An 18,162-nucleotide genomic window follows, 5' to 3' on the forward strand; every position below is an offset into this window, starting at 1 on the left:
TTAAAGCAATTGGCGATGTAACAAGATTGTTTATTCAAAAAAATGGATTACAAATGATGAATCATTTGCTTGTAAGTTATTAGAAATGGTTAATTGTAATTAATTTACTTTATCTCATCATATGAAAATATTAACGGATAGTGGATTAATGATTTCTAGAATAGATTGAAAATGGGTACATTATTCAATTGACAAAGAAAAAGTCGTATTATTAAATAATTACTTAAAAAAGGTGGCATTATGGAATATACATTAGATGATAAATATAAACTTATTAAAGAAGAGGTCTTAAAAAGTAAAAGCAAGAATCCAATCGAAATTGCAAAGTCAATTATGCATAAAGTTTTGTAAATATTCATGGACCAGAACACCATTTTTTAGATGGGGCTAGTTTTCTTGTAGCTTATAAAAATGCTTCTGGTGAAGTTGATTTAAATCAAGCAATAGATATATTAGCCAAAAGAACTATAAAGATGCCTGGAGCTATGTGTGGTTTTTGGGGTGTCTGTGGATCTACTTCATCTATTGGAGCTGTTCTTTCCATTATTCATGAGACAGGACCATTAACTTCCAATGATTATTATAAGGATAATATGGAATTCACCGCATCCGTGATTAAAAGAATGAGTGAAATAGGTGGTCCTAGATGTTGTAAAAGAAATGCTTTTTTATCGCTTTCATATGCAGCTGAGTTTGTAGAAAAGAAATATGGAATTAAAATGAATTTAGACAACACATCTTGTGAGTTTTCATCATGGAATAAACAATGCATAGGGAAAAAATGTCCATTTTATAAGAATTAGGGGTATGCAATTGTATTAAAATTGCATGACGTTGCCACCTATAGATCATTAATAGTTTTCTAGAAAAAAAGATGTTATGCAACTACCTATTTCAGGCAACATAACATCTTTTTCGATTTTCTAATTGTTTTTGTACTCAATTACATTTCTTCAAGATAATTGATTCCAAGCAATCTTAATCCTTCATTTAATACAATACGAACAGATTTGGCAAGTGCGAAATTGGTGTTTCTTACAACAATATCCTCTGCATTAATCTTTTCTAGAGAATAGAATTTATTAAAGCTTGATGCTAAGGATAATAAATATTTTGCAATGACAGATGGAGAGGCTTCCTCTGCTGCTTTTTCAACGGTCATACGGAAGGATGAAATTTGTTTTACAATCTCAAAGTAATGAGGTTTTTCAAATAGATTTGGATCAATATTATTTATATCGAATTTCTTATCTCTTAAGATAGACGCAATTCTTACACCTGTGTATTGTAAATATGGTCCTGTTTGACCTTCAAATTTTACCATTGCGTTAATATCGAATTCATAATCTAGGGCACGGTAATTCTTTAAATCATTAAATACAACTGCACCACAACCTACCTTAACTGCAATTTCATTCTTATTTTCCATATTTGGATTCTTTTCTTCGATTTGCTTGTAGGCTGCATCAATTGCCTGCATAAGGATATCATATAGCTTAACTACATTACCCTTTCTTGTAGACATCTTCTTACCATCCTTTAAAACCATACCGAAATTCACATGGATAATAGAATCAGCTAAATCCTTATAGCCCATCTTTGTTAATACACCCTTAAGCTGATTGAAATGAAGCTTTTGTTCTCCACCTACAACATAAAATGCTTTTTCAAAATTATATTCCTTTTTTCTATAGAATACCGCAGCTAAATCTCTTGTGATATATAATGTACCACCATCACTTCTTTTAATTAATGCAGGTGGAATATCATCGGATAATCTTACAACCATAGCACCTTGGTCTTCTTCTAGAATTTTCTTTTCCTCAAGCTCATTTACAACAGGATCCATCTTATCGTTATAGAAGGCCTCACCATTATAAGAATCAAAGGATACACCAAGTAAATCATAGATTTGTTCAGATTCCTTTAAGGATTCTTCTCTAATCCATTTCCACATTTTTACATATTTAGGCTCACCAAGCTCAATCTTACGGAAGGCCTCTCTTGCTTCTTCAGCAATTTCAGGATGTTCCTTTTCCTCATTATTTACTCTTACATAAAGGCTCGCAAGCTCATTGATTGGGTCTTTCTTAATAACCTCGATGTCGCCCCATTTTTCTATTGCAACAATCATCTTACCAAACTGAGTACCCCAATCTCCTAAATAATTAATCGCAACGGTATGATATCCACATTTCTGTAAAATTAATTTTAAGGAATTACCAATCATAGTACTTCTTAGGTGACCTACAGAGAAGGATTTTGCAATATTTGGTGAGGAATAATCCAATACAACCGTTTTACCTTCACCAAGATTACTTTTTCCAAATTCATCCTCAAGGGTTACACAATCCTTAATAATTTTTGCAGAAAGCTTTGCCTTATCCACAAATAAATTTATAAATGCACCGGCATTAGAAATAGAATTAATAGGTAAATCAAAGGATTTGATTTCCTCTATTGCCTCATTTACAACCTCAGGCATTGGCTTTCTAAGTGCCTTAACAACGGTAAACATAGGAATGGAAATATCTCCCATTTCTGCTTTTTTTGGACTTTCTACTACGATAGCTAATTCGAAATTGTATTTCTCTTTATAATAAGCTTCAAGCTTTTCTTTAATGGATAATTTAATTTGTTCAATCATGTCCTATTCTCCTTTAAAAAGTAAGGCTGAGGTTTTCCTCAGCCAAGTTTATTATTCGCCTAATTGTGCATAGCTAAATGCTTTTGCAAATTGAATCTCCCATTTGTATTCAGAAGATTCACCAGCTACTTGAGAATTGTAAACTAGCTTACCATCCTTAAACACGAATAATGCAGCATAATCCTCTAGGTCAATTGCAGCTGCATCCGTACGGCCTTGGTTTAGCTCATCTTCCATAGCCTTTAGGGTTGTTTTATATTCCTCTGTATCCTTTGTGTTGTTGTCGATTGCAGATTGAACATAATCAGCAATATATAAATATACTGTATCAACCTTATAGGTTTCAGCAGTTTCATTAATAGTATATAAATATCTTAAGAAATCTGCAGATGTATAAGTACCATACCATACATAGGTATAATCCGAACTGTTCTTTTGGGATACTAAGCTTGAATGATTTGTCATCTTAAATACATTCTTTTCTGTATCAATGGTATATACCGTTTGAGATTCAGATGCGTTGAATTGTTCAATTGCTTCATTTACTCTCTTTATATCTCTACCTGAAAATTGTCTTACTAAAGCTAGGGTTAGGGTAACCGCACCAATAATTGCGATTGCTCCAATTAGGAAGCCTAATTCCTTAGTCCATTTAAATTTAACTTTATTTCTTTTACTCTTTGATGCCATATATATAAACTCCTTAATAGAATATATTCTATTCACAATGAAACATTATGCCCTATCATTATATCAAATTCAAGCACTTTAAGCAATAGAAAAATGGTTTTTTTCTATATCAATTCACTATGCCGCAAAAGCGATATTTTCGATTTATTTTCGAAAAAATATAAACAATTTTTACTTAATTTTTTCGTAAATTTGTCTTGAATGACATCAAAAGTAAGACTATAATTAGAAGTGAAGATATGTAATATCTTAGGAAAGAGGTGCCACGATGAAAGTTTTGCTTGTTGCAAGTGAAGGTGCTCCATTCGCAAAGACTGGTGGTCTTGCTGACGTAATTGGTGCACTACCTAAGGCATTAAAGAAAAATGGTGTTGATGTTCGAGTAATCATGCCGTATTACAAATCCATTAAGGATCAAAATATTGCCTACTACAGGGGATACAATTATGTAAGAATGGGCTCGTCCCTTGAATATGCTGGAATATTCCATGCAATAAAGGATGATATCGATTATTACTTTGTGGATTCTGAAAAATACTTCTCGAGGGATAGATTCTATGGTTATGGTGATGATGGAGAAAGATTCGCATTCTTTGATTTTGCTGTACTTGAAGCATTGAGAGTTGTAGATTTCTTCCCGGATATCATTCATTGTAACGATTGGCAAACTGGACTTATTCCATACATTTTAAAGAAAAATTATTATTCCTATAATGTATATAACCGAATTCGTACAGTTTATAGCATTCATAATATTCAATACCAGGGAATATTCCCTATGGATATGATGTCCATTTTATATATGCCATATTCCAATTCAATTGAATTTGACGGATGCATTAATTTCATGAAAACAGCGATTATGGAATCAGATATTATTACAACAGTATCTCCAACATATAAAAATGAGGTACTTACCGATTATTATGGCTATAACATGAATAACGTATTAGGACTAAGATATTTCGATTTCCACGGCATATTAAATGGTATTGATACAGTAAGATATAATCCAGAAACGGATCCATACATTTATAAAAACTATTCTGCTTCTACCTTTGTTTCTGGTAAAAAGGGCAATAAAAAAGCATTGCTTGAGGAATTTGGTCTAGACAATAAAGAGGATGTGCCACTATTTGGTATGGTCTCAAGGTTAGTTGACCAAAAGGGAATCGATTTACTAATGCCTATTTTAGATGATGTTATCGTAAACTCGAATGCGAAATTCATTTTAATGGGTAGTGGAGAAAGAAATTACGAGGATTACTTCCGCTCTTTAGAAGCAAGATATCCAAATCGCTTTAAGTGCTATATTGGTTATTCCGATCGAGTGGCACAAAAGATTTATGCAGGATCTGATTTATTCCTAATGCCATCTATGTTTGAGCCATGTGGTCTTGGACAAATGATTGCGATGCGCTATGGTACATTACCACTTGTTAGAGAGACTGGCGGACTTAAGGATACCGTTATACCATATAACCATTTTAATGGTTCCGGTACAGGATTTTCCTTCACCAATTATGATTCGAATTCTCTAAAGGATGTTATGTATCTAGCCATTGATACATATAACAATCATGAGGATGATTGGAAAAAGCTTATTAAGCAAGCTATGGAAATGGACTTTAGCTGGAATGCATCAGCTTTAATCTATATTGATTTATATCGTAAATTACAACAATAAAAAAGGAAGTTTATTATGAGAGAAACATTAGCATTAATTTTAGCTGGTGGACGTGGTTCTAGATTAGATATTCTATCGGAAAAGCGTTCTAAGCCAGCCGTTCCCTTCGCAGGAAAATTCAGAATTATCGATTTTGCATTATCCAATTGTACAAATTCAGGAATTTTCCAAATTGGTATTTTAACACAATATTTACCATTATCCTTAAATGAGCATATTGGCGTTGGAAAGCCATGGGACTTAGACCGTAGAGATTCATTTGTTACACTTCTTCAACCAAACAATTCTTGGTATAACGGAACTGCAGATGCTGTAAGAAAGAATTTGGATTTCGTTAAGCGTTATGCATCCAAATATGTATTAATCATGTCTGGAGACCAAATCTATAAGATGGATTATTCTAAGCTTATTGAGCAGCATAAGCGTACAGGTGCAGATTTAACTATCGCAGCTAAAATTGTACCTATGGAGGAGGCATCTCGCTATGGTGTTTTGGAGACCGATGAGAATTTAAGAATTAAAAAATTCGTAGAAAAGCCTAAAAATCCTAAGTCCAATAAGGCTTCTATGGGTATTTATGTATTCTCAACAGATGCATTAATTGAAGCTATTGAATCTCATCCAGATATCGATGATTTAGATTTTGGCTTCCATCTAATTCCTGAAATGATTGAAAAAAAGAATGTATATGCCTATGAATTCTATGATTACTGGCAGGATGTAGGAACATATGATTCCTACTTAGAGTCTAACCTTGAATTAACTGGTGATTCTGCCTTAGATTTATATGATCCAAAATGGAAAATTTATACAAAGAGTGAGGATTTACCTCCAGTAAAGGTTGGTCGTCATGCTTCTATCCAAACATCATTAATCTCTAATGGCTGCATCATTAATGGTGAGGTTATTCACTCTGTATTATCTCCAGGTGTTGTTGTAGGTAAGAATACTACAATTCGTGATTCTGTCATCTTAAATGATGTAATCATCGGTGATAATTGTAAAATTGAAAAGACAATTATCGATAAGAATACTGTAGTAGGTGATTATTCTATCATTGGTACAGGTCGTGATTTAACACCAAACAAGGATAATCCTAAGCTATTATCTTCCGGCTTAAATGTCATTGGTAAAAAGCTCATTTTACCAGAAGGCTTAATCATCGAAAGAAATGTTCGTGTGTTCTCTTCTGCAAAGCCTAAGGAAATTACGGTAAAGCATATTACCTCTGGTGATTCTATTGGTACACCAAAGCTATAAAAATAACTAATAAATTTGTAAAATAGACCCTATAAAGTAGATACCTATACAAAGGCAGATTCTACATATAGGGTCTTTTTGCCTTAGTTAAAATAGAAAAGAAAAAGATTTGGAATTAAATGCGCCAAATCTTTTATAACTGAATTATTCTCTTTTATCAGAAATCGTAAATACTGCGATAGTACCAGGGCCACTATGTGCTCCAATAACTGGTCCTATAGGCGTAATAACCACCTTGGAATCAAAATGCATTTCTGCATATTTCTTTTCCATATAATCCTTACAGTATAGTGCATCCTCTAATGCATCTGCATGAGATACAATCGTAATAAAATTAGCCTTTGTATCAAGTCCAACCAATGCATTTTCACAAGTGGCATTTAATGCTGCTCTTCTACCATGCTTTTTTGCTAAGGCAACTAAATGTCCTTCATTATCTACATGTAACACTGGCTTAATATTTAATAGCTTTGCGGCAAAGGCTGCAGTAGCCTTAATTCTTCCTCCGCGCTTTAAATATTCCAAATCTGCAACCGTAAAGCTATGCTTTACATGAAGCTTTAAATTTTCTAGATATTCCTTATTCTCTTCTAGGGTTGCGCCTGAATTTTTCTTCTGTACAGCCATCCATACCAATAAGCCTTCGCCACCAGATGCACATAAGGAATCCACAATTTCAATTTTTGCATCTGGATAATCTAGCATTAATTGCTCACTTGCAAGCCTTACTGCATTAAAGGATCCAGATAATCCAGAGGAAAAGGAAATATATAATACATCTAAATTCTTATCTAATACTGGCTTTGCATGCTCCATAATATAGTTTACATTTAGCTGTGCTGTTTTAGGTGTACTACCATTTACCATTTTTTGGTAGAATTCCTCTAATCCAATTTCTCTTCCATCTAAATAATTCTTATACTCCTTACCATCGATAGTGAATGTCATAGGTAATACAAGAATTCCTAATTCCTTTGCCATTTCATCGGTTAAATCGATTGTAGAATCCGTTACAATAATGTAATCCTTCATATTATCTGCCTCTTTTCTTTTTCTTTTGATCATTTCTCTTTAAGCGAGTCGCTAAATCATCAATTTGTGCCTGACGCTTTTTCTTATATCCAGGCTTAACCTTTTTCGCCTCTGGAATATATTTTGCAGCTTCCTTTTGATAATCTGTTTTAGGCTTAATTCGATCTAATCTAGTATTTCTTCCTTTATATGGTACAAGCTCACCAGATTTAAATTCAAAATAAGAAGGCTTTATTTTTTTCTTATTTAAGGAATCTAAATAAGCATCATCAATCTCCTCATATAAGGAATATACAATACCATCCTTATGCATTCTACCGGTTCTACCTGATCTATGTAAATAGAATTCATAATCCATTGGCAATTCATAATTAATAATATGAGATACACCTTCAATATCAATACCTCTTGCAGCTAAATCTGTTGCGACTAAATATTGATATTTAAGCGCTTTACAATCGTTTAAAACTCTTTTTCTTTCTCTTGGAGTTAAATCTCCATGCATCGCACCAACGAAATACCCTTCGTTAACAAGCTTTGCTTGAAGATCCATAACCGTTTCCTTTTTATTTGCAAATATAATACATAAATAAGGCTGAATCGTTTTAAGTAGCATATCTAAGACTAAAAAGCGGTCCTTATGCTTAAGAGGAATCCAAATATGCTCTATCTTTTGATCATTTGTATTATTTATATCTACAAATTCTACATTCGTCATATATTTTTTTAAATAAGGTAAAATCTTTTCTGCAATCGTTGCACTAAAGAACATACATCTTGCATCACTTACGACCTCTGTTATTGCATCTAAATCCTCTTGGAAGCCATTTTCAAAGGTCATATCTACCTCATCTACAATAAAATACTTCGATGTATAAATCTTTAAAGCATTTACGGTAATAGATAAATCCTTAATCTTACCTGGGGTACCAATAACGATTTGAGGTTGTAAGCCCTCAAGCTTTGAAACCTCCTTTAACCTGTCTGTACCACCACTATAAAGCTTTATATCGATACGTTCTGGACAAAAGGATGCAATATGCTGTGCCATCTTATAGATTTGCATTGCAAGCTCCTTTGTAGGGGCAACAATGGTTGCTTGAACCTTATTCTGCTTTTCATCTAAATCTTGGAAAATCGGTATTAAAAAAGCATGTGTTTTACCTGAGCCTGTTTTTGATTTTGCTAAAATATTTTTTTCAAGCTTCATTTTATTAAATACTGCTTTTTGAACCTCTGTGAAGGATTCGAATCTTAAATCCTTTAAAGCTCTTACGATATAATCCTTTAATTCAAGTCCATCAAATACCATAGCATACCCTCCTTCCCATTACAAAAATTTAAAATTTGTAATCTTTGTTAATTTTACAACCTATTTTATATTTTTTCATAACAGAAATCAACCTTGTTTTTCCTTTTTCCTATATAACGCCATTTTACCATACTTGTTTTGAAATTCATGAATCATTTCATCAAGGATAATTTCTTTTTTCATTACATCATCTACATTAAATATATTATATTCCTTAGGAAGACTATCCTTTTCCACTAAACCAGATAATCCAACGCCAAGTAATCTATAGGATTTATCTTTTTCTACATTTTCTTCTGTAAGTTCACTTACAACACTATAGATTAAATCAAAATCATCACTAAAATCCTCTAATTTTGTTTGCCTTGTTATCGTATTAAAATCAGAATCCCTAAGTGTAATCGTTACGGTTTTACAAAGGGAGGACTCCTCCTTCATTCTAGCGATTACACTTCTTGTCATTTGCCTCATTTCATACAGCATATCCGATAAGGATTCCTTATATACATCATAGGTTTGTGATGTTGAGATTGATTTTGATTTAGAATATCGATTTGGATCTACTACATCACTAGATAAGCCTAAAACATGGCTTCTTACATATTGATATGTATTTGAACCTACTAAGGATATAACCTTATCCTTATTCTTAGGATTCATAAAATCATCAATTGTATTTATTCCTGCCTTAAGTAATATAGGAGAAGTTCTTTTTCCTATCCCGTAAATATCTTCAACAGATAATGGGCCAAGTAAATGCCTTGTATTGGATGGAGTAATAATCGTTACCCCTAAAGGCTTTTTCATATCGGATGCCATTTTGGCTAGGAATAAAGTATGCGAAATACCTATAGAGCATGGAAGATCATATTGCTTCAATATTCTTGCTTGAATTTCCTTAGCTAAAACTATAGGATGCTTATTCTTGCATGCCTCAGTCATATCTGCGTAGCATTCATCTATGGATGCTACTTCAACTAAGCTTGAATATTCTCTTATAATCGACAAAAAATAATTATGATACTTTTGATAATACTTATAATCAATATGAACCACCCTTAAGGTAGGAAGTATTCTTTTGGCCTCTATGGTAGGCATGGCAGAATGTATTCCATAGGCTCTAGCCTCATAGGATGCTGTAGATAAAACACCTCTTGAAGTGCCTTCTCTTCCAATGGCGAAGGGAATGCCTCTTAGTTCTGGCATTAAAATGCATGCAACCGAGCAAAAGAATGCATTCATGTCGATATGAAATATTATTTTTAAATTATTTTCTTTCACTTGGCATCTTCCTTTTTCAAACAATTTAGTATATAATCATAGCGATATTATTATAGCATTTTTTTGTAAGTAGGTGAAGAATATGGCACAAGATAAAAACAATAAATATATTAAAGAAAAGAACAAAGATAAAAACGAAAAGAAATATAGAAACCCAGTTATGTCTAAGGCTGGTAAGATCATTATTGTTACATTAGCTTTAGCTATGGCACTAAGTGGAGTTATCTCTCTTATTATCATGGCATGTATAGGTAAGCTATAAAAGAATTTAGGCTCCGCTTGGAGTCTTTTTTTTAGGGAGGTTACTATGATTAAAATCATAGCTATCGATTTAGATGGCACCTTATTTGATGATAAGAAAAACATATCTAAAGAAAATAAAATAGCACTTAAACGTGCTAAGGATTTAGGTGTGAAAATCGTCATCACAACGGGTAGACCTTATTCTGGAGTGAAGCCTGTATTTGACGAATTAGAATTAAATAGTACTTCGGATTATGTCATTATATATAATGGTGCGAAAGTATTTAATATAGGAACAAAGGAAATGATTTTTAGCTCTTCTATTACGGGTAAAACCGTAAAAGAGCTCTACTATGAGTCCATAAGACTCAATGTACATTATCATGCCTTCCGCTTAAATGAGGAGCTAATTACAAAGGATCATAATCCATATACCGATGTTGAGGCAACCATCAATCATACAAAGGATTATATCTATGATTTTACTAAGATTAAGGATGATGAGGCATTTATTAAGGCTATGCTTGTAGATAATAAAGAAAATGTCTCAAGAGTAATAAGGGATATAAACCCAAAATATAAGGAAGAATTCTCTATGGTAAGAAGTTCGGATATCTTCTTAGAATTCTTAAATAAAAACACCAATAAGGGTATGGCGCTTGAAGCTTTAGCCAAGCATTTAAATGTGAAAAGAGATGAGGTCATGGCCATAGGAGATCAGGATAATGACAAATCTATGATTTTATATGCAGGAATCGGTGTTGCGATGGAAAATGCATGTGAGGAAGTTAAAAAATGTGCGAATTTTATCACATTAGATAACGAATCCTCTGGTGTTGCATACGCTATAAATAAATTCGTTTTAGAGGAAAAAGACTAGTTCAAATTAAATCGAACTAGTCCTTTTTTTCAAGTAATTCCCTTGCATGAGATAATGCATATAAGGAAATAGAATCTCCAGATAGCATTTTTGCTATCTCCTCAACTCTATCCTTATCATATAAATCCTTTATTTCTGTTTTGGTTCTTCCGTTATCTAAAACCTTATAAATATGCTTATGATAATCACCCATCCCAGCTACCTGTGGTAAATGGGTAATACATAATACCTGAATATTTTTACTGATATTATGCATCTTATTTGCAATTTTTGAAGCTGTAACACCAGATACACCTGTATCAATTTCATCAAATACCATCAAGGATAAATTCATGGATTTGGATAAATAGGATTTAAACGCAAGCATCATTCTTGATGCTTCTCCACCGGATGCAACCTTATATAAAGGTCTTAATGGCTCACCCTCATTAAAGCTAATTAAGAAATTTATAGTATCACATCCATTTTCCTTAAAGATACTTTTATCGAATGGATTTGAATAATCTATATCCATAAATTCAACCATAAATTTTGTATTTGGCAAATCTAAATCTACACATTCCTTTAGGATTGCCTTTTCTAAGGATTTTGCTATTTTCTTTCTATAGTCACTTAAGGCTATAGAATTCTTTTTTAATTCATCAAAGAAAAGAATGACCTTATCCTTATTTGCCTTTAGGGTTTCATCATAATTTTCTGCCATATCGATCATTAAGGTAATTTCCTTTAAATAGCTCATCAATTCATCGACATTCTTTTTATATTTATCCATGGCCTTAGATAAATCATTCATCTTTTCAATCGAATGGTTTAATTCATCCTCATCATAATCTAAATTATCGATAGAGGATCTTATATTGGATTTAATCTCATCAGAAATATAATAACAATCTAAAAGCTTAGATGCATATTCCATATATTCCTTATCGTATTCTCCTATAGCTTCTAAAGCCTTTGATGCATCATATAAACTATCGATAGAATTATTTATATCTAAGCTATTATAGGAATTGACTAAGCCTTCCTTAATCTTATCAAAATTCGATAATCGAGAAATGGTTTCATTAAGCTCTATATCCATATTAGGATAAAGCTCTAATGCTTCTAGCTCTTCTTTTTCGTATTTTAAGAATTCTAATCTTTCATCAAGATTCTTCTTACCCATCAAAACCTTATTATAATCTTTTAAGGCATCGAAATATTCCAGTAAGCTTTTAGAATATTTATTCAAATATTTATTGAGATTATTATCACTTGATGCATCTAACATATCTAAATAATTTTCTGGATTAAAGAGCTTATAGGTATCATTTTGAATATGAATATCCGCTAAATGTTTTGAAATTTGTTTTAAAGAATTTAAAGTGATGTAAACACCATTGACCTTAACCTGATTTTTACTCGAATCGGATATGATCCTTTCAATTTTAATCTCTTCTTTTCTTATTCCTAAGGAATCAAAAAGAAAATCTAATTCCTTTACATAATCAAATATACCCACAACAGATGCTTGAGTTCTTCCATACCGAATCATATCAGAATCCGCTCTTGCTCCAAGGAGGAGGGAAATCGTATCAATAATTAAAGATTTACCAGCACCTGTTTCACCAGTTAAAACGGTCATCCCCTTATGAAATTCTACAGTTAAATCTTCGATGATTGCAAAATCTTTAACACTTAAGGATTTTAACATGAAATCACTCCTTTACTGCTTCTATAACATTAAGCAATGCCTTAACGTTTCTTTCAATAAGGCATAAAAATTCCTTATTGCCTGACCCACCTAAAATAGGGGATGGTATCAATTTAGAGATACCTAAGCCATAGGTAGCTAAATCATTCATAATATTTTTAATCACCTGAATATGGGTTGTTCGATCCTTTACAATACCATTTTTCATATGCGTTTTACCAACCTCAAATTGAGGCTTGATCAAGCATACTAATTTATTATCTTCCGTAATAAATTTTTCGATATCCTTCATTAAATATTCGATGGATACAAAGGATACATCCATTACGAAAAAATCGATTTTTTCAGGAAAATAGGGTATATCCTTGATGTTTGTTTGTTCTAAGGAGATGACTCTATCATCCTCTTTAAGCTTTTTAGCAAGCTGATTCGTACCTACATCTATAGCATATACCTTCTTCGCACCATGCTGTAAGCTACAATCCGTAAAACCTCCGGTTGATGCGCCAATATCTACAATGACTTTGTCCTTAAAATCTAAATAAAAGGCATCAATAGCGGCCTTAAGCTTATATCCTCCTCTAGATACATAGGGGCATATAGTAGAAGCTATTTTTATAGAATCTAAATCCGATACATCAAAGGAGGATTTGGTTATTATTTTATTATTGATGGAAATCTTCTTATCCTCTATGGCAGCCTTCGCTTTATTTCTAGATTCAAAAAAGCCCTTTTCTACTAAATACTGATCTAATCTCATTTTATTCCTGAGTAAAATCCACTAATCCAGATTCAGTCATTTTTTCTACGACAAGCTTTTCATTTGTAGATAGAATTTCATTGCATTTTTTTGAAAGCTCTAATCCTTTTGTATAGGCCTTAACCGAATCCTCTAGGGAAATATCTTGTCTTTCTAAATCACGTAATATATTTTCAAGCTCTTTAATGCATTCCTCAAAGCTCATTTCTTTATTCTCTTCCATCTAAAATTACCTCCATTACCTTACTTATAACGACACCATTTTTCATTTTTGTCTTCATTGTGTCATCCTTTTTAATATCCTTAGCATCCTTTATAATCTTACCCTCGACACTAGATATAGAATACCCCTTATCCATAATCGCTAAAGGATTATTCGCATCTAAGCTTCTTCTAATCATTTCATATTGATGCTTCTTCATATCTAAAATACGATACATTCTCATATTTAATCTTTCTATATTGGATTCTAATAATTCCTCCTTATGATGCAAAACAGAAAGAGGATTCTTAGAATCTAATCTCTTATCTAATTGCGTCAGCATCAATTGCTTATTATAGAAGGATTGACGAATTCTTTTCGTCATTTGTTCGATATTCTTCTTTATGTTTTCCTTTAATACCAAAATATTTGGCGTTGCAATTTCAGCTGCAGCGGTAGGTGTTGCTGCTCTTTGGTCTGCAACAAAGTCCGCAATCGTAAAATCAATTTCGTGACCAACTGCAGAAATGATTGGAATTTTAGAATCATATATTGCTCTTGCAACTACTCTTTCATTAAATGCCCATAAATCCTCAATCGATCCTCCACCTCTACCTACAATAAGCACATCACAAAGGGAATCTAAATTCGCTTTTTTGATTTGCATAGAAACATTATCCTTTGCATCCTCTCCTTGAACAATTGCAGGATATAGGATAATACTTGCAAGAGGATATCTTCTTGAAACTGTATTAATAATATCTCTTATGGCAGCTCCTGTTGGAGATGTAATAACACCAATGGTTTTTGGAAATCTTGGAATTGGCATCTTATGGTTTGGATCAAATAAGCCTTCCTTTTCAAGCTCAGCCTTAAGCTTTTCATAGGCTAAATATAAATCACCAATACCATCGGATTTCATTTCTCTTACATTAATTTGATATGTACCGGATGGTTCATATACAGTAACTACACCTTTAACAAATACCTTCATACCATCCTCAGGCTCAAATTTAACACTTTTGGCAAAGGATTGAAACATCGTAGCTGAAATCTGAGCATTTTCATCCTTTAATGTGAAATAAAAATGACCACGGGAATTATGCTTAAAATTTGATACCTCTCCTTCAAGAAGTACCTCCTCAAGATTATGGTCGTGGTCAAACTTATATTTAATGTATTTTGTTAAGGCGGTAACGGTTAAATAACGTTCTTCCATAAAATACCTCGCTTTATACTAGAGATTTTTACTGATATTTTCTAATAGACGATTATTAAAGCTTGTTGCCTTATGATCTCCTTGATCGGAGTATTCCTTAGTAATTTCTAATGCTTCATTGATAATTATCTTTTTAGGTGTTTTACCATCAAGCATTTCAGCTGTTGCAAGGCGGATAATCGCCTTATCGACTTTATTTAATCTAGATAAGCTATAATTTTCTAAGGATTTTTCAATAATTTCATCAATCTTCTCTAAATTGTTTTCCACTAATTCTAAGAAAGAAAATGCTACTTCATCCTCTTCCTCTACTATATTATTCTTAGATTCCTCTATGGATATCTCATTTAAATCTGCATTATATAAAACTTTCATGCAGAGTACTCTTGCATCTCTTCTTGTCATATACTTCACCTTTTTTCTATTCCTTAATATTGTAACATAGTTAAGCTAGATTATAAAGAAAAACTTTTTGGGATAATTTATTATAATATTATTAATTATATATCCGATTTCTATACAATTTTTTCAAGTGGTAATTCTTACTTATCTATGCTATAATTCTTATGATTATAGGAGGAGTTTATGCAAGAATTAGATATGAACAGAATTCCTGAGCATATTGGAATTATACTAGATGGAAATGGTAGATGGGCCAAAAAAAGACATATGCCTAGAAAGTATGGCCATCGTCATGGCGCATTTACCCTAAGAGATATTGCAAGATATGCCAATTCCATTGGCGTAAAATATATGACCGTTTACTGCTTTTCAACAGAAAACTGGAAAAGACCTATCGATGAGGTTCAATACCTAATGAAGGCTCCAAGCCAATATTTTAAAAGATTTTTTAAGGATTTAGTCGAAAATACAAATGTTCGATACCAAGTCATTGGTAGAAAAGATAGAATACCAGCTATGTTATCTAACACCTTAAATGAAGCCGTTGAATTAACAAAAAATCATACAGGTATGGTATTAACCTTATGTATTGATTACGGTTCACAAGATGAAATCACTACTGCTGTAAAAGAAATTGCAAAAGAGGCAAGAGATGGGGCTATTGAGATTAATGATATCACGCCAGAAATGATTACTAATCATTTATTCACTAAGGATTATCCAAAGCTTGATTTATTGATTCGTACCTCTGGTGAATGTAGATTATCGAATTTCTTGTTATGGCAAGCAGCCTACAGTGAATTATATTTTACCGATACACTATTCCCAGATTTTACCCCAGAAGAATTAAAAAAAGCCTTAATTGCCTATCAAGGAAGAGATAGAAGATTTGGTGGATTATCAAAATGATGGTAAACAAAATTGAACCACAGGGCTACTGTGGTGGAGTTATCCATGCCATTAAAATGGCAATGGATGCAGCAAAGGATCCAAGCATAAAAAAGCCTATTTACATGCTTGGGCAAATCATCCATAACTCTAATGTCATAAAAGATTTAGAAAGGTATGGAATTATAACGATTTTTGAGGAAGGATTATCCCGCCTTCTTCTTTTAGACAAGATCCATTCTGGTACAGTTATATTCTCCGCCCATGGGGTATCCCCTAAGGTTTATGAAAAAGCCAAGGAAAAAGGATTAAATATTATTGATGCAACATGCCCTTATGTTTTAATGGTTCATAAAAAAATGGAGGAGCATTTAAACAAGAATTATGAATGTATTTACATAGGTACCAAAAATCATCCGGAATGCGAGGGTGTATTAGGTATTTCAGATAAAATACATTTTGTTTCTACCTTAGAGGATATTAAGAATCTAAATATAAATAGCTCTTTCGTTTATGCAACGAATCAAACGACATTATCCATATTCGATACTATGGCTTTATTTGATGAAATAAAAAGAAAATATCCAAATGCATATATAGATGATAAAATATGTAATGCGACAACCATAAGACAGCTTGCGATGGAAAACCAACCATCCTGTGATTTATGTATCGTTGTTGGGGATAAGAAATCCTCAAATACCAAAAAGCTTGTTGAGGTATCCAAAAATAAAGGAATTCATACAATATTTGTTGAAAATTTAGAGCAATTAAAAAAGGAATCCCTTGATGGGATTCATAAGGTAAATGTTTCTAGTGGAGCATCTACCCCATCCTATATTGTTGATGAAATAATTGAATATCTTTTGGCACACAATGAATAACAAATGAAAAAAGAATCCTCTTCTATAATTGGATTCTTTTTCTTTTGCAAATTATTGCCAAAATTTCTAAATCATTCACCTTAAAGTTAATTTAACATACTCTCACACTATGGATAAAAATCAAGTAAATTACTTAATTTCATTCAAAAGTTTTTCTATTCTTTCGTTCTTTATGAACTTATTTATTTGTTTAGGAGTAAATCCATAAGAATCCACTCTATAAATATTCCTTAAATTTGCATATTTTTTAACTAAAATAGAATCCTCAATAAGAATAGCATAATGAAGTGGATAGGATGAAATATATTCATCCTGATGGTATTTTATTCTCTTTTCATTGATAGATTCTACAATAGAATCTATCTCAACTAAATCATAAATAGTTTCTCCATTTTTATTTTTACAATCTAAAATGGCACCATTTTTAAGTAATAGATCAATACAATCTAAGCTTCTTCCTCTTACAGCATAAAATAATGGAGTTTCCTTTTGATTGGTCTTAAGATTAACTAAAGCTTTATGCTGTATTAAATAATCTAAGATTTTTACATCACCACTTCTAGCTGCAATATGAATTGGAGCTTCACCCTTATAATTTGGTCGATTTACAATTTCATCATCTAGGATTACCTTGTTCAATAAATCCAAATTTCTACTTCTTGTTAATGCAAAAAACATAGATTCATCATTTTTATCCATCATATTTAAATCAAATTTTTGAGTTTCTAATAATAAAGAAATCATGTTCTCTCTACCCAAAAGACAGGCTTTATATAATGGAGTTTGACCTTCATCATTTTTTATATTTAAATCTGCATTATGTCTAATCAGCATCTTTAAAAAGCCAAGCCTGTTATGAATGACACATAAATGAGATGGAGTATTCCCATAGTTGTCTTTCATGTTCACATTGATATAGCTTTCAAGTAATAAATCAAAAATTTCGGAATTAGAAAATAAAATAGCTGAATGTAAAAGACTCATTCCTCTTTCATTTTTTATATTGACATCACCAAGCTCTAAATATTCTCTTAAGGCTTGAATGTTATCGTCGTATATAGCTAAAAATGCATCCATATGTA

General features: G+C 32.2%; 18 protein-coding genes. 7 read left to right on the forward strand and 11 right to left on the reverse strand.

All coding sequences use genetic code 11. The features are described 5' to 3' along the window. The first annotated feature begins 353 nt into the window (after positions 1-353). Positions 354-803: a DUF5714 domain-containing protein gene (locus SPJ17_RS05515; RefSeq protein ID WP_321093472.1), complete on the forward strand. Its 450-nt coding sequence runs from the start codon at positions 354-356 to the stop codon at positions 801-803. 140 nt (positions 804-943) lie between these two features. Here SPJ17_RS05515 and argS read toward each other — a convergent pair whose 3' ends face one another. Together argS and SPJ17_RS05525 are read right to left on the reverse strand one after the other, a co-directional pair. Then, entirely contained in the window at positions 944-2,647 is a 1,704-nt protein-coding gene (argS, locus tag SPJ17_RS05520) for an arginine--tRNA ligase (RefSeq protein WP_321093375.1), read from the reverse strand. Between the two features lie 51 nt (positions 2,648-2,698). Beyond that, positions 2,699-3,337, reverse strand: coding sequence for a hypothetical protein (locus SPJ17_RS05525; RefSeq protein ID WP_321093377.1), 639 nt, complete (start codon positions 3,335-3,337; stop codon positions 2,699-2,701). Positions 3,338-3,605: 268 nt separating this feature from the next. On the opposite strand from SPJ17_RS05525, the gene glgA reads away from it, so the two are divergent. Continuing rightward, positions 3,606-5,024, forward strand: coding sequence for a glycogen synthase GlgA (gene glgA / locus SPJ17_RS05530; protein ID WP_321093378.1), 1,419 nt, complete (start codon positions 3,606-3,608; stop codon positions 5,022-5,024). A 15-nt stretch (positions 5,025-5,039) separates the two neighbouring features. Then, positions 5,040-6,284 carry a glucose-1-phosphate adenylyltransferase gene (gene glgC / locus SPJ17_RS05535; protein WP_321093380.1) on the forward strand — a complete coding sequence of 415 codons (1,245 nt, stop codon included), beginning with the start codon at positions 5,040-5,042 and terminating at the stop codon, positions 6,282-6,284. 144 nt (positions 6,285-6,428) lie between these two features. On the opposite strand, the gene SPJ17_RS05540 is transcribed toward glgC, so the two are convergent. From SPJ17_RS05540 to dinB, 3 genes are all read right to left on the reverse strand, one after another. Beyond that, positions 6,429-7,316: a DegV family protein gene (locus SPJ17_RS05540; RefSeq protein ID WP_321093382.1), complete on the reverse strand. Its 888-nt coding sequence runs from the start codon at positions 7,314-7,316 to the stop codon at positions 6,429-6,431. A 1-nt stretch (position 7,317) separates the two neighbouring features. Beyond that, positions 7,318-8,628: a DEAD/DEAH box helicase gene (locus SPJ17_RS05545; protein WP_321093383.1), complete on the reverse strand. Its 1,311-nt coding sequence runs from the start codon at positions 8,626-8,628 to the stop codon at positions 7,318-7,320. Between the two features lie 87 nt (positions 8,629-8,715). After that, positions 8,716-9,909 (reverse strand): DNA polymerase IV, encoded by a 1,194-nt coding sequence (gene dinB / locus SPJ17_RS05550; protein ID WP_321093384.1) that lies wholly within the window; start codon positions 9,907-9,909, stop codon positions 8,716-8,718. Between the two features lie 82 nt (positions 9,910-9,991). Between dinB and SPJ17_RS05555 the strand changes: the two genes are divergently transcribed. Both SPJ17_RS05555 and SPJ17_RS05560 read left to right on the forward strand, forming a co-directional pair. Then, a complete protein-coding gene (locus SPJ17_RS05555; RefSeq protein ID WP_321093385.1) occupies positions 9,992-10,171 on the forward strand; it encodes a hypothetical protein in 180 nt (59 codons plus the stop codon). 45 nt (positions 10,172-10,216) lie between these two features. Beyond that, complete coding sequence (locus tag SPJ17_RS05560) at positions 10,217-11,032, forward strand: Cof-type HAD-IIB family hydrolase (protein WP_321093386.1); 816 nt, start codon at positions 10,217-10,219, stop codon at positions 11,030-11,032. A 16-nt stretch (positions 11,033-11,048) separates the two neighbouring features. Here the strand turns inward: SPJ17_RS05560 and recN are convergent, their stop codons facing one another. The 5 genes from recN to nusB are packed head-to-tail and all read right to left on the reverse strand — an operon-like array spanning position 11,049 to position 15,311. Then, positions 11,049-12,725, reverse strand: coding sequence for a DNA repair protein RecN (gene recN, locus SPJ17_RS05565; RefSeq protein WP_321093387.1), 1,677 nt, complete (start codon positions 12,723-12,725; stop codon positions 11,049-11,051). A 4-nt stretch (positions 12,726-12,729) separates the two neighbouring features. Continuing rightward, entirely contained in the window at positions 12,730-13,485 is a 756-nt protein-coding gene (locus SPJ17_RS05570) for a TlyA family RNA methyltransferase (protein ID WP_321093388.1), read from the reverse strand. 1 nt (position 13,486) lies between these two features. Beyond that, positions 13,487-13,708, reverse strand: a complete 222-nt coding sequence (gene xseB / locus SPJ17_RS05575; protein ID WP_321093389.1) for an exodeoxyribonuclease VII small subunit — start codon at positions 13,706-13,708, stop codon at positions 13,487-13,489. After that, positions 13,695-14,906 (reverse strand): exodeoxyribonuclease VII large subunit, encoded by a 1,212-nt coding sequence (gene xseA / locus SPJ17_RS05580; protein WP_321093390.1) that lies wholly within the window; start codon positions 14,904-14,906, stop codon positions 13,695-13,697. Before xseA ends, xseB begins: the two co-directional genes overlap by 14 nt. An 18-nt stretch (positions 14,907-14,924) precedes the next feature. After that, entirely contained in the window at positions 14,925-15,311 is a 387-nt protein-coding gene (gene nusB / locus SPJ17_RS05585) for a transcription antitermination factor NusB (RefSeq protein ID WP_321093391.1), read from the reverse strand. A 180-nt stretch (positions 15,312-15,491) separates the two neighbouring features. Here nusB and SPJ17_RS05590 point away from each other — a divergent pair, with 180 nt between their 5' ends. Further along, positions 15,492-16,217 carry an isoprenyl transferase gene (locus tag SPJ17_RS05590; protein WP_321093393.1) on the forward strand — a complete coding sequence of 242 codons (726 nt, stop codon included), beginning with the start codon at positions 15,492-15,494 and terminating at the stop codon, positions 16,215-16,217. Next, positions 16,214-17,080: a 4-hydroxy-3-methylbut-2-enyl diphosphate reductase gene (gene ispH / locus SPJ17_RS05595; RefSeq protein WP_321093395.1), complete on the forward strand. Its 867-nt coding sequence runs from the start codon at positions 16,214-16,216 to the stop codon at positions 17,078-17,080. The genes SPJ17_RS05590 and ispH overlap by 4 nt, the downstream gene beginning before the upstream one ends. A gap of 129 nt (positions 17,081-17,209) precedes the next feature. Here ispH and SPJ17_RS05600 read toward each other — a convergent pair whose 3' ends face one another. Then, the gene (locus SPJ17_RS05600; RefSeq protein ID WP_321093396.1) at positions 17,210-18,157 is read right to left on the reverse strand and encodes an ankyrin repeat domain-containing protein; all 948 of its coding nucleotides are present in this window, start codon (positions 18,155-18,157) and stop codon (positions 17,210-17,212) included. Between the last annotated feature and the right edge of the window lie 5 nt (positions 18,158-18,162).

It is taken from the genome of Anaeroplasma sp., assembly GCF_034179385.1.
Lineage (GTDB): Bacteria > Bacillota_I > Bacilli_A > Acholeplasmatales > Anaeroplasmataceae > Anaeroplasma.